This is a genomic window from Synechococcus sp. R55.7 (genome assembly GCF_047461955.1).
Lineage (GTDB): Bacteria > Cyanobacteriota > Cyanobacteriia > Thermostichales > Thermostichaceae > Thermostichus.
This window is the reverse complement of sequence record NZ_JANSIC010000059.1, coordinates 1-12658: the sequence shown is the minus strand read 5'-3', so window position 1 is coordinate 12658 and position 12658 is coordinate 1. Positions and strand designations below refer to the sequence as shown.

At 60.3% G+C, this 12658-nt stretch carries 7 protein-coding genes and 1 tRNA gene; 3 read left to right on the top strand and 5 right to left on the bottom strand.

Going from position 1 to position 12658, the window contains the following annotated elements; genetic code table 11:
* Positions 1-7 precede the first annotated feature (7 nt).
* The 5 genes from NW820_RS04775 to cysS all read right to left on the bottom strand — a co-directional run bounded on the left by NW820_RS04775 (position 8) and on the right by cysS (position 8108).
* Positions 8-81 (bottom strand) — tRNA-Arg (locus tag NW820_RS04775).
* A 12-nt stretch (positions 82-93) separates the two neighbouring features.
* Positions 94-735 (bottom strand): ribonuclease HII, encoded by a 642-nt coding sequence (locus tag NW820_RS04770; protein ID WP_011433421.1) that lies wholly within the window; start codon positions 733-735, stop codon positions 94-96.
* A gap of 35 nt (positions 736-770) precedes the next feature.
* A complete protein-coding gene (locus NW820_RS04765) occupies positions 771-2942 on the bottom strand; it encodes an Rne/Rng family ribonuclease (protein WP_414406831.1) in 2172 nt (723 codons plus the stop codon).
* 766 nt (positions 2943-3708) lie between these two features.
* Entirely contained in the window at positions 3709-6372 is a 2664-nt protein-coding gene (locus NW820_RS04760; RefSeq protein ID WP_414406830.1) for a TIGR03960 family B12-binding radical SAM protein, read from the bottom strand.
* A 152-nt stretch (positions 6373-6524) separates the two neighbouring features.
* The gene (gene cysS / locus NW820_RS04755; protein ID WP_414406829.1) at positions 6525-8108 is read right to left on the bottom strand and encodes a cysteine--tRNA ligase; all 1584 of its coding nucleotides are present in this window, start codon (positions 8106-8108) and stop codon (positions 6525-6527) included.
* A 556-nt stretch (positions 8109-8664) separates the two neighbouring features.
* Between cysS and NW820_RS04750 the strand changes: the two genes are divergently transcribed.
* From NW820_RS04750 to NW820_RS04740, 3 genes are all read left to right on the top strand, one after another.
* Positions 8665-10158 (top strand): LysM peptidoglycan-binding domain-containing protein, encoded by a 1494-nt coding sequence (locus NW820_RS04750; protein ID WP_414406828.1) that lies wholly within the window; start codon positions 8665-8667, stop codon positions 10156-10158.
* Between the two features lie 92 nt (positions 10159-10250).
* Positions 10251-11576 carry an FIST N-terminal domain-containing protein gene (locus NW820_RS04745; protein ID WP_414406827.1) on the top strand — a complete coding sequence of 442 codons (1326 nt, stop codon included), beginning with the start codon at positions 10251-10253 and terminating at the stop codon, positions 11574-11576.
* 81 nt (positions 11577-11657) lie between these two features.
* On the top strand, positions 11658-12658 hold a 1001-nt coding region (locus tag NW820_RS04740), incomplete at its 3' end, for a M17 family peptidase N-terminal domain-containing protein (RefSeq protein WP_414406826.1).

The window sequence follows — 12658 nt, the reverse complement described above, 5'->3', positions numbered from 1 at the left end:
CTGAAGACGCCCACGAAAGGATTCGAACCTCCGACACCTGGGACCGGAACCCAGTGCTCTAGTCCACTGAGCTACGTGGGCAATGCAACTGCATTAACCATCATATCTGCTGACTTTCAGTTCTGCCAAGGGGGCAAAGCTGCGGCGGTGCTGCGGGGTGGGCCCCAAGTTCTGCAACGCCAGTCGGTGCTCCCGCGTGCCATAGCCAGCGTTGGTGCGCCAGCCGTAGCCGGGGTACTGCCGATCCCAGCTCTGCATCAAGGCATCTCGCCAGACTTTGGCCACAACTGAAGCAGCGGCAATGGAGAGGCTGATGTGATCCCCCTTGACCAGGGCCGTTTGCCGGGATCCCAGCTCGGCCAGCGGCAATCCATCCAGCAAAATGTGTTCGATTGGATCCAACTTGGCCAAAGCCCGCTGCATGGCTAGCACCGTGGCCTGGCGAATGTTGAGCCGGTCGATCTCAGCAGCAGAGGCACTGCCAACGCCCACAGCCAAAGCCACCTGCCGAATCCGTTCCGCCCATTGAGCGCGTTGCTGCGGACGCAGTTGTTTGGAATCCCTCACTCCCTCCAGTTCTTTGGGATCCATCTGGGCCGGCAAAATTACCGCCGCCGCCACCACTGGCCCAGCCAGGGCTCCCCGCCCCACCTCATCCACCCCCGCCACCCGCAGGATCCCCTGCTGCCAAAGGGATCCCTCCCAGATCAAACTCGGCCTTGCCCGCTCCACCATACTCCCATGCCTGCCCCTGGGCTTGAGAGCAGCGCCTAACTGCTGCGGGAGCGCCGTCGCCTGGAGGCTGCTGGAGATTGCTGGGCAGGGCTGATCCCCAGTTCCGCGGCTGGCTCGGCCAAGCTGCTCTGCACGGCTGACGGGAACGATTCAGCAGAGGAGATTTCGGGTTCCGAGGGTTCGGGTGGAGAAACGGTATCCAGCGGCTCCTTCTCCTGCAAGGCATCCGGTTCGGGTGCAAACTCCTCTGTCTGAGAAGTTGCCTCAGTCTCCATCCTGGGCGGACTTTCCGCCTCTAGAGTTCCCGGCAGAACCACCCTAACCGCCGTGTCTCGGCCCCAAGGCGGCGGCTGGTCAAGCAGCAACAGCGGCGACAGCCCCAACTCCGAGTAGACCCGTTGTTGTAACGGGGTCATCTCCACGGTGACGGTTTGCCGTACCGGAGCCGGACGGCCTTCTGAGGACTCCGTCCCGCTGGCGCGAACGGTGCGGGCTGGGGAAGTGTGATCTTTGCGTGAGGCGGATTCTGCCTCTTCCCCAGGGCCAGAACGGCGGGGTTCTTGACGCTTTAGGTCTGCTCCGCCCCCTGGCAGTTGCATCGGCTCTGGGGCTTCCTCTTCTACAGGAGTATCCAGGCTCCGGGCAACGAGGCGCTGGCCAGTGCGGGGATCCCCCCAGTCTTCACGGGGACGCTTGCGTCCCGTTTCAACCCGTGGCTCTTCCTCCAGATCGTCTGAAGTCGTAAAGGGATCCGGGCTGGGGCGTCGTTGTCCGGGGGCAGAGCGCGACCGCCGCAGCAGCGCACGGCTATCGCCTCGAGACAGCCCATCGCTCCCCACTCGCAGGCGTGCCCGTTGGGGGTTGCCATCGCGGGGCAGGATCGGGCCGGCCTCTTCCTCATCCCCTCCTTCCGCCTCGGTGGGTAGCGTTACCGTCAGGCCGCTTTCTATTGTTAACAGATGCCCTGGCTCGGCCCCCGGCAAGCGGGCTAGGATCCCCAGCCCCTCACAGGTAGGGCAAGAATGGCCGAAGATCTCGTAAAGGCTTTGCCCCTGCCGTTTGCGGGTGAGCTCCACCAGCCCCAATTCCGACAGTTGGACCACCTGTGGGCGAGCTTTGTCGCTGGAGAGGGCCTTGTTAAAATGCTCCAAAACCAGCAACTGGTCGCGGCGGGAATCCATATCGATGAAGTCCACCACAATCACACCGGCAATGTTGCGCAGCCTCAATTGGCGGGCAATCTCGGTAGCCGCCTCACAGTTTGTCCACAGCACTGTCTCCCGAGAAGTGGCCGATTGGGTGAAGGAGCCCGAGTTAACATCAATTACCGTCAGGGCCTCGGTGGGCTCGATGATGATGTAGCCACCAGAGGGCAGATCCACCCGTGGCCGCAGCGCCTGCCGAATAACCGCGTTGACCCGAAAATACTCCAGAATGGGGGTGGGCTCGCGGTGGGCATCGACAACGACACCGGGGGGCATTTGGCCCTTGTTCCAGCCCTGCAGATAGCTACGGACTCGCTTCGCTCCTGCCGCAGAGTCGGTCACAATACGGTTCACATCGTCGGAGTAAACATCCCGCAGCACCCGCTGAATAAAGTCGTCATCCCGGTTGAGTAGCCCCGGCCCCCGTGCTGCCTGATACTGCTGTTGAATATCTTCCCAGAGTTTCTTCAATTGCTCCAGGTCGTCGATCATCGCTTCTTCGGACACACCTTCCGCTTCGGTGCGCACCAACAGGCCCATCTGCGGGGGTTTAATCAAAATGGCCAGCGACTTCAAACGGTTGCGTTCTTCTCGATCCTCGATGCGGCGGGACAGATGAACGCCTTTTCCGTAGGGTCGCAACACCAAATACCGCCCTGGAAAGGCCAAATCTCCGGTAAGCCTTGGCCCTTTGTTGCCGGTAGGCTCTTTCATCACCTGTACCAGCACCTTTTGGTGCGGCAAGACCAGCTCAGAAATCGAGGCATGACTTCGCTTGAGGCGCAGCGGGCCCAGGTCGCTGACGTGGATAAACCCATTGCGCTCTGCAGGGCCGATGTTGACGAAAGCGGCATCGATGCTGGGCAGAACGTTCTCGATGATTCCGACGTAAACGTCTCCCACTTGGTGAGCGCCGCTGGCGACGATCAGCTCCTGCACTTGATCTTCGGCGAAGACGGCTGCCACTCGATGTTGCTCGGCAATGACAATCTGCCTGGGCATTAACTTCCCTCCCCGCCCCAAGGGCACGCGGTTACGGGTTGAACCCTCATTCTGGCGAGGTGTTGTCCTTTTGCTGGGATCTGCTTAAGTTTCTTTGACCAGGATTGACTCATCATGGGGCTGTCCATTACCCTCAGCTCTGCTTTGACGCTTGGCTTTGTTTGCTCTCCAATGGGTGAGGCGAGTTTAAGTGCATGTGAACTACCCAATGCTGGCTCTGGTGGGTACAGCGGGGGGCTTCTGCTGATTGGAAGGAAAACTCATCGGATGGGATGAATGGATTCGGTGAGGTTTGCATGGAGATTCATGGATGGGCTCAATCGATAGGCTCAGGGAGCAAGACGGCTCCGCCTCGGGAGATCGAACGCTGGCCCATTGCAGAACCCCAGTTGTGCGGCCCAGCCTGTTCGCGAAAGCGTCGCGTAGCGATAGTCCACAACAAGACAGGGTTTGCGCGCGGAAAGAAGCACCTTCTCAGGGTAAAATTTTCTGGTTAGATCTGGGCTAGGTCGAAGAGGCACACTTTTCTGTTGCACCTATCGACTCGACCCCATCACGCCTGTTACCTGCCCTGGGTACTGAGTTAAGAGTGTCTCCATTCCAGAATCCGGCCCAGCTTTTGCCTGCTGCTCACCCCGCCCTTGGTCAAGTTGATGCTTGGCGAGCCCCACAGCGGCAGGAGCCAGCAATAGCAGCATTATAGCGCTTGTGGGATCCCTCAGCCCAGACAGACCCTTAGCCCTTGGGTTGCTCCCAGAGGAAGTGCTCAATCTGGATCGGCTAGGGGGTTCTCCCACAACAGACGCAGCCGCTTTGCCGTCTGCAATGTCCAGCGGGGCAACCCCAATGACTCGGCCATTTGAACCAGATGGGTGGGCCTCAGGTAGGCGCCGTCGTTGCGGCAACTGCCCCGGTAAAGGAGGCAAGCGCTGCCCTCGGGGGTCAGGCCCTGAAACTCTAGGTAGTAAAGCAGGGCGCGGGCATTGAAGGGAGAGGACTTGCCAGACTTGGAGGTTTTTTCAATCCAGATTTCCTGCGCGTCTAGGATCTGGGTGACCCAGGCAGGCCAAGAGGACTCCGTCCCGCTGCCGTGAACGGCTTTGGGCAACTCGCAGCTCACCGTAAGCTGATATTCGGCGGCGTAAACGGCTGCGGTGGCCGAGGGATCCCGAAGGCTAATTTCTTGGACGGCTTGGATGGGGATCTCCGGGGGCAGCTGTTCGCTCAGAAGGGCGCGCAGTTTCTCAGGCGTCAGAGGACCTTCAGGCCGATCCAGCAGCTCCAGATCCAGGATTTCGCCATAGCCTTCCTGGCCAATGGGCAGAGCGTTGGCGTTGGCCAGGCGGGGCATGGGGTGGTAGCCGCCGCTGAAGGCCAGAGGTAACCCCGCTCGCCGACAGGCCCGTTCCCACAGGCGCATGAGATCCAGGTGGCCCAGCCAGCGCAGATCCCCGGTTTTGCCGTAGGTGATGCGGAAACGCTGGGCAGGTGGCTCCGGCTCCAGGGGATCCGGGGTGGGGGTGGGTTTGCTCTGCAGGGGCGGGACGGGCGGAGGGGGAATGACGATGTTGTGGCCGAAGCCGGGGCCGCAGATGCCGCAGGCGGAGCAGCCCTCGAAGGAGCAGTCTTCCACGGTGAGGGCTTCCAGGGCGCGGCGGTAGTCTTTTTGCAGCCATTTTTTGTCGATGCCGGTATCGATGTGATCCCAGGGCAAGGGATCCTCCAGGCCCAATTCCCGGATGGGGAGATGGGCGCAGAGGGCGACCGGATCGGCGGCAGGATCCACCTCTTCGCCGCAGTAGGCCCTCACCCAGGCAGCGTAGGCGGCGTCGATGCTTTCCCACCAGGCATCCATGCCGGCACCGGCCCGCCAGGCCCGCTCGATCATGCGGCCTAGGGAACGATCCCCTTTGCCGATGAAGTCTTCCAGGATGCTGAAGCGGATATCGGTGAAGTGGGCCTTGACTCCCCGTAGCTGCCGCAGCTCCTTCTGCAGCAGGGCCTGCTTCCGCTGCACGTCGGCATAGTCTACCCGGTGCCACTGGAAGGGGGTGTGGGGCTTGGGGGTGAAGTTGGAGAGGGTGAGGGTAAATTCCACCCGCTTGCGACCCAGGGCTGCACATTCTCGCTGCAGCATCTCGACGGTGCGGGCGATCCCCAGGACATCGGCGTCGGTCTCGCCGGGCAGGCCAATCATGAAATAGAGCTTGATTTTGTCCCAGCCCTCTTGGACGGCGGTGCGAATGCCGCGAATCAAGTCGGCATCGGTGAGGCCCTTGTTGATGATGTCCCGCAGCCGTTGCGTGCCAGCTTCGGGGGCAAAGGTGAGGCCGGAGCGGCGGGATCCCTTCATGATGGCGGCAATTTGCTCATCAAAGCGATCCACCCGCTGGCTGGGCAGGGAAAGGGCAATGTGTTCTCTGAGGAGACGGTTGTGCAGCTCCGCTCCCACCGCCGGCAGGGAAAGGTAGTCGGAGCAACTGAGAGAAGAGAGGGAAAATTCGTTGTAGCCGGTCTTGCGCAAGCCCTGCACCACAGCCTCCACCACTGCTTCCGGATCCACATCCCGCGCTGGGCGGGTAAGCATTCCCGGCTGGCAAAATCGGCAGCCCCGTGTGCAGCCCCGCCGCACTTCCATCACCAGGCGGTCGTGGACGGTTTCCACCAAAGGCACCAGGCCGACGGAGTATTGGGGTTGAGGCAGGGCCACCCGACGGCGGATGCGCTCCGGCACCCCAGGCACGATGGGCCGCGGTGGGATCCCCTCGTAAAACTGGGGCACGTACACCCCCGGCACCTGGGCCAGCTCCAGCAAGACCTCTCGGCGGGGCTTGGACAGGGATCCGGCCAGCACTTGGCCAATTTCCGGCAGCACCTCTTCCCCATCTCCGAAGACGAAGAAATCGAAAAAGTCGGCAAAAGGCTCTGGGTTGGAGGTGGCGGTTGGCCCGCCGGCAAAGATCAGAGGGCACTCTTCCGGGGTAAAGGGCTGCCGCTCCCACCACTTGAGCGGGATCCCGGCTAGGTCCAGCATCTCCAGGATGTTGGTGCCCCCCAGCTCGTAAGCCAGGCTGAAGCCAATGATATGGAAAGCGCGCAGAGGGCGGCGGGACTCCACGGCAAAGAGGGGGATCCCCAACTGCCGCAGGCGGGCCGCCAGATCCGGGCCTGGCAAGTAGGTGCGGTCACACAGTTGATCCGGCTGGGCGTTGAGGATGTTGTAAAGGATGAGGTGGCCTAGGTTGGAAGCTCCCACCTCGTACAACTCTGGATAGCTCAGCACCCAACGCACCCGTGCCGAATCCCAAGGACGGTGGACGGCGCCAAACTCTTTGCCCAAGTAGCGGGCCGGCCGCTGAATCTCAGGGGTAAGCAGGCGATCCAGATCGATGGGACTCAGATCAGTTTGCGCGGTAGCTGGAGAAAGCATTGAGATCCGCCGAGACGTTGACACAGTCACTGATCTGACTCTAGCCGAACTTTTCCAGCAACCCAAACGAAGGGAGAAGCACTTTGCCCCTCTGAGCCCCTAGGTTACAGCCATATCCATTTTGAATGAGCCCGAGGAATGCTCCTCAACCCCTATTCTCGCAGCCAACGGGTGGTGCCATCTTTTTGATCGATGAGGGTGATGCCGAAGGCTTTCAACTGATCCCGAATGCGATCGGCTTCGGCAAAGTTTTTGGCCTTGCGGGCTGCCGAGCGCTGCGCGATCAGCTCCTCGATTTTTTTAAAGTTAAGTTCCCCATTTGTAGCTGCTTCTTTGGATCCCTCGAATTCAGAGAATGAGGGCCAACAGAATCCCAAAGTAGCCAAAATCTCCAGCAAGGCAGCGCTTTTTTGTTTGAGGGCCTGGGGCTCCAGATGGGTTTGGCCTTGATGGGTGAACAGGTTGTGTTCGCGGGTGAGTTCTTTGGCCAATTCAAAGGCGATAGCCAGCGCTTCAGGGGTGCCAAAATCATCGTCCATAGCAGCTTGAAAGGCTTGCATGGCCTCAGCATCAGGGGATCCCTTTTCTTCTTTGCAGAAGTGCTGGGCACAGTGGATCCCTTTCTGGAGGGTTTCCCAGCCACGGCTAGCCGCCTGCATGGCTGCCTCGGTGAGATCTATGGGGCTACGGTAGTGGGTCTGCAACAGAAACAGCCGCAAGGCCATGGGGTGATAGACGGCGAGGGCCTGTCGCAGGGTGGTGAAGTTGCCCAAAGATTTGGACATTTTCTCGCCGTTGATGTTGAGAAAACCGTTGTGCATCCAGTACTTGGCCATCGGCTTGCCGGTGATTGGCTCCGATTGGGCCAGCTCATTTTCGTGGTGGGGGAAAATCAAATCTGCCCCGCCGGCGTGAATGTCGATGTGATCTCCCAGGGTCTCCCGCACCATGGCGGAACATTCGATGTGCCAGCCCGGTCGCCCCCAACCCCAAGGGGAGGCAAACCCCGGCTCAGAAGGGGGGGCCGCTTTCCAAAGGGCAAAGTCGAAGGGATCCTGTTTGTCGGCTCCTTCTTCTCCTACCCGGCCACTGGCTCCCGCCTCCATCTCCTCCAGTTTTCGACCGGATAGCTGGCCGTAATCCGGGAATTTGCGGACAGAGTAGTAAACAGAGTACTGAACAGAGGCGGGGGTCTCTGGCTGGTGTCCCGCTTGCAGGAGGGAAGACGGGTCGGTCTGGTGTCGAATGGGATCCCGTACCCGGTAGGCAAAGCCTTTGAGCTCCAAAGATTGGATCAACTGGAACATGGCTTGCAGCGATTGCGTTGCCCTCGGGTAGAGATCGGCCCGCTTGATGTTCAGGCGATCCATGTCCTGGAAATATTCGGCGATGAAGCGCTCCGCCACCGCTTGCATGGATTCGCCACGTTCCAACGCCCGCTTGAGGATCTTGTCGTCCACATCGGTAAAATTCTGCACATACTTCACTCGGTAGCCGCGCCACTCCAAGTAGCGACGCACCATGTCCCAAACCACGTAGGTACGCGCATGGCCGAGGTGGCAGAGGTCGTAAACCGTTACACCACAGACATACATCCGCACCAGGGGCTTCTCCTCCGCAACTGGAGCTGCAGATCCCTGGGAATTGCCGACGGAAACGGATTGAGATCCACCTGCTGCCAGCGGCTGAAACACTTCCTTGCGGCGAGTCAATGTGTTGTAGACAACCAAATCCATGGGTATCCCTAGTTTGTAGTTTCAGCTACAGCAAAACAGGCTTTGTCTTCCAAAAAAAGACGATGGCGCACTTTGTCTTGAATCGGATGAGGCTCGACAAAATCTCAACGAGCCAAGGGCTGGAACCATTGTGAGGCAAGCATTGTGGCTGAAATTACCTGCCAAGACTTGTCTAGATTTGTTAACTACGGTACTCTAACCTGAGTGCGAGCCAGCCTGTTCATTAGCGAGCTCCACCCCCGCTTGAGTCACCCCTGGGGTGCTCGGTGCCAAGGGGCTTATGCCCCTCATTTTGACATCTTCTTCTCTTGCACTCTAGTGTCAGCCTGTTGGTGTGAGGATGCCTTTAAAACCCACTTTCCCCAATCCCCAAAACGGGGAGCTGGATTTCCGCGGTGCTGCCGTGAGCACCCTTTCCCCCCCACCCCCAAAGGGCTCGGCAGGGATCCCTTCAGAACAGTCCTGGACTTCTGCGGATTCATCTGCCGAGGAAACCTATCTTCTGGAGTGGGCTCCAGCCCCTCTCTCTGGGCGGTCGAAGCCAAGATGGGTTGGTTTGGCCCTCTCTCTCAGCTTAACGGGCCTGGTATGGCTTCTGAAGCTGGAGGCGGATCCCTGCGCAGAAGCTGGGGAAGAGCAGCTGCCGGCCACCCCCAGGTGCCCAACCGAGCCTGAGACAGCCCATCCAGAGCCGGGGGATTCTGCTCCTGCGCGTCGGGGATATCCGGCTTGGGCCACTGGTCTTTTGCTGATGCTGGGCTTGGCCGGAGTCGCTACCCTACAGCAGCGACAGTTGAATCGCCCCCTGTCTCCGGCGGTAGAGCCGATCCCACCCTCTGTGCATACGCTATCTGGCGCTCTGCAGCAAAACTACGAGCGGAAAAAGGAGCAGCTGCGCCAAGCCTTCGCAGAAGGGCGAATCCCGACAGGAGAAGGGCCCAGAGGCATTCTGGAGCATGAAATTCAGCCGGGGGAAACCCTCTGGCAACTGACCCAGATGTATCAGCTCGACGCGGCTGCCATCACCGTCTCCAATGGTATTCAGGCCAGTACTGAGCTGAAGCCGGGGCAAGTTCTCCTCATCCCCAGCCAGCCGGGATTGATCTACACCGTCAAGCAGGGAGACACACTGGAGGACATTGCCAACCGCTACCGAGTTCCCCAGCAGCGGATTATCGAAGCGACTCCTCTGGATCGCCCGGAATATCTGCGCATTGGCCAACGCCTGCTCATCCCCGGCGATGTGGGCGAGTTGATCCAGCGTCAGAAGGAGATGATCGCTGCCCAGAAAGCTCGCGAAGAGGAAGAGCGCCGCCAGCAAGAGGAGGAAGCCCAACGCCAAGCCGAAGCCCAAGCTCGATTACAGGCGGAGCAGCAACGCCGGGCCCAGCAAATGGAACAAGAACGGCAGGCCCTCTTGGCCGGTGGATCCCTGACCCACACAGTTGGAGCCGGTGACACCATCGAACGGATCGCCGCCCGCTATGGGGTAACTCAGCGATCCATTATTCAAGCCAACAACTTGCGCAATCCCCACTGGCTGCGCATTGGCCAACGCCTTACGATTCCGGCGCCGGGTACGCAGCCCACCCCTGCTCCTGCCCGACGAGCTCAGAGCCAGCCACAAGCTCGGCCAGCGCCGCCAGCGCCCCCTCCAGCTCCTCCTCAGGCCCGCAGCAGTGGGTTTATCTGGCCGGTCTCCGGGCAAATCACCTCTGGCTTTGGCTACCGTCGCGGTCGCCTTCATGCAGGGGTAGATATTCCTGGCCCCGTGGGATCCCCCATTGTAGCCGTTCAGGAGGGAGTGGTGATCTTTGCGGGGAATGGCGGGGATGGCTACGGCAATCGGGTGGATATCCGCCATCCCAACGGAATTGTTACTCGCTATGCCCACGGCCATCAGATTTACGTTTCCACAGGCCAGTACGTGCAGCAGGGGCAGACAATCATGAGCCGCGGCAGCACTGGCTGGAGCACAGGGCCGCATCTGCACTTTGAAGTCCGCCCCGGCGGGGGCGCGCCTGTGGATCCCCGGCCTTATCTGCCCTGATCCTGTCTTGAACAGAGACCGTGCAGAACAGCCAGCCCGGCCATAAATTGCTAGCCTAAAGACAGCAAACTCCAGACCGTAGGAACACGCCGATGCAGTGGGTGAACGCGCTCTCCCAGCTCCCTTCCCTAGAAGCGGCTCTGCGGCAGGTGGTGGAGGAAGCCAAGGCCAAGCTTCAGGCAGCCCAACTGAAAAGTGTCCTGAGTCGGCAGGTGCAGACGGTGGGATCCGGTGGGTTGCCGGGGCTGCTGACAGGGTATGTTCCCTCTCAGCCTCTGCGGCCCAACTTGGGGGTTTTGTTTGTGTCGGCGGCCTTTGCCAGCGAATACATCCGGGTGTTGCCATTGCTGTCGGAGCTGCTGGAGGTGGACGTTTTGATCGGCTGCTCCGGGGGTGGCATTGTGGGTGGCGGGCATGAAATTGAGGATGGCCCGGCTCTCTCCTTGTCTTTGGCGGTCATGCCGGAGGTGGTGCTGCATCCTTTTCATCTGCGGGGGAACCAATTGCCGGACTTGGATGCGGCTCCTTCTGCTTGGATCGATTGTGTTGGGGTTTCGCCGCAGAGCAAGCCTCATTTTCTGCTCTTGGCCGATGGATTTTCCTCTGGCATCTCAGAGTTGCTGCAGGGGTTGGATTTCGCCTATCCGGGATCCGTCAAAGTGGGGGGATTGGCCAGTGGGGGCCGCGGCCCTCGGGGCAATGCTCTGTTTTTGCTGGATGCGCGTACCCTCACACCTCGGCGGGAGCTGTACCGAGAGGGCACAGTGGGGCTAGCGCTCTACGGCAATGTGGTGCTGGATGCAGTGGTGGCCCAGGGGTGTCGCCCCATTGGGGATCCCTTGCGGGTGACGGAAGCAGAGGGGAATGTGATTCTTGGCTTGGAGGGTCGCCCTCCTCTAGCGGTTTTGCAGGACTTGGCAGAGCGGCTCAGTCCCGTGGATCAGCGATTGGCCCGCCACTCTCTCTTCATCGGCCTGCTGATGGATGAGTTCAAGTCGGAGCCGACGCCGGGAGATTTCCTCATTCGCGTAATCTTGGGCGTTGATCCGCGCGTGGGGGCGCTGGCCATCGGGGATCAGGTGCGCCCTGGCCAGACGGTGCAATTTCATCTGCGGGATGCCCAGACTTCGGCAGAAGATCTGCGTTGGGCCCTCAGCCGCTATTGTGCCGAGCGCAACTTGAGGCAAAGCCCCTCTCAACCGAGGCCGGAGCCTTGTGGGGCGTTGATGTTCTCCTGTTTGGGGCGAGGCAAGGGCCTGTACGGCACTCCCGATTTTGACTCGCAACGGTTTCGGGAATTGCTTGGAGAGCTGCCCTTGGGGGGGTTCTTTTGCAATGGTGAGATCGGCCCCGTTGGGGGATCCACCTTTTTACACGGCTACACTTCCTGCTTCGGGATCTTCCGGCCCGCCCACTAGAGGGGGGATCCCTCGCCCTAAGAGCCGGCAAAATTAGATAGACTGAGGATCTGCTGTCAACAGCTTGGTCAAGGGTTTCTCATGCAGCTTCATCTTAGCGAGCCGCCACTCACTCAAGGGGAATGTGCCCTGGTCTATTGCTTTGCCGCTTCCGGCGGGAATGGCCGCTTTCCTCTGCCCCCTGAGATCGCCTCTTGGGATGAAAAGGCGTGGTCAGGGCTGGTGGCGGAAACCGTTCAGGAGCAGGGGTTTCAGGGGAAGCCGAATAGCAGTGTTGCCCTGCGCCTGACAGGAGAGATCCGCAAACTGGTGTTGGTGGGGCTAGGGGATCCCGCGGCCCTAACGCTAGAAGCCCTACGACGGGCCACAGCCAACGGCCTGCGCCAGGCTCACAGCTTAAAAGCCAAGCAGGTGATGCTGTCTTTGCCGGAGACGGGGTTGGATCGGGTGCGCGTGGTTCAGGCGGTGGCCGAAGCCTGCCTACTGGTGGCGCACCGGGACAATCGGTTTAAATCTTCAGCCAAAGGGGAAGAGGAAAACAGCTTTTCTGTGCAGGAAGTAACTCTCTTGGTGCCGGGGTTGGCCCAGGCCCGTTCTGACTACGAGGCCGCGCTGCGGCGGGCCATTGAGATGGCCGCAGGAACCATCTTGGCTCGGGAATTGGTGGCTGCCCCCGCCAACATTGTTACTCCTCTTGCCCTGGCCGATACCGCCCGCCAACTGGCCCAGGAATATGGTCTAGAGGTGGAGATTCTGGGACAGGAAGAATGCGAAGCTCTGGGGATGGGGGCTTTTTTGGGTGTGGCCAAAGCCTCTGATCTGCCGCCCCAGTTTATCCACCTCACCTACAAGCCGCCACAAGGGGATCCTGTTACCAAATTGGCCCTGGTGGGCAAGGGGCTGACCTTCGATTCCGGTGGGCTGAACATCAAAACCGACTCCCGCAGCATCGCCATGATGAAAACCGATATGGGGGGAGCAGCGGCAGTTTTGGGAGCTGCACGGGCCCTAGCCGCCCTCAAGCCGCAAGTGGAGCTGCACTTCATCGTCGCTGCCACGGAAAACATGATCAGCGGCCATGC

Bases quoted from the DNA above. Each gene is read 5' to 3' on its own strand.
- NW820_RS04770 (WP_011433421.1), bottom strand. From the start codon at position 735: ATGGTGGAGCGGGCAAGGCCGAGTTTGATCTGGGAGGGATCCCTTTGG.
- NW820_RS04765 (WP_414406831.1), bottom strand. From the start codon at position 2,942: ATGCCCAGGCAGATTGTCATTGCCGAGCAACATCGAGTGGCAGCCGTC.
- NW820_RS04760 (WP_414406830.1), bottom strand. From the start codon at position 6,372: ATGCTTTCTCCAGCTACCGCGCAAACTGATCTGAGTCCCATCGATCTG.
- cysS (WP_414406829.1), bottom strand. From the start codon at position 8,108: ATGGATTTGGTTGTCTACAACACATTGACTCGCCGCAAGGAAGTGTTT.
- NW820_RS04745 (WP_414406827.1), top strand. From the start codon at position 10,251: ATGCAGTGGGTGAACGCGCTCTCCCAGCTCCCTTCCCTAGAAGCGGCT.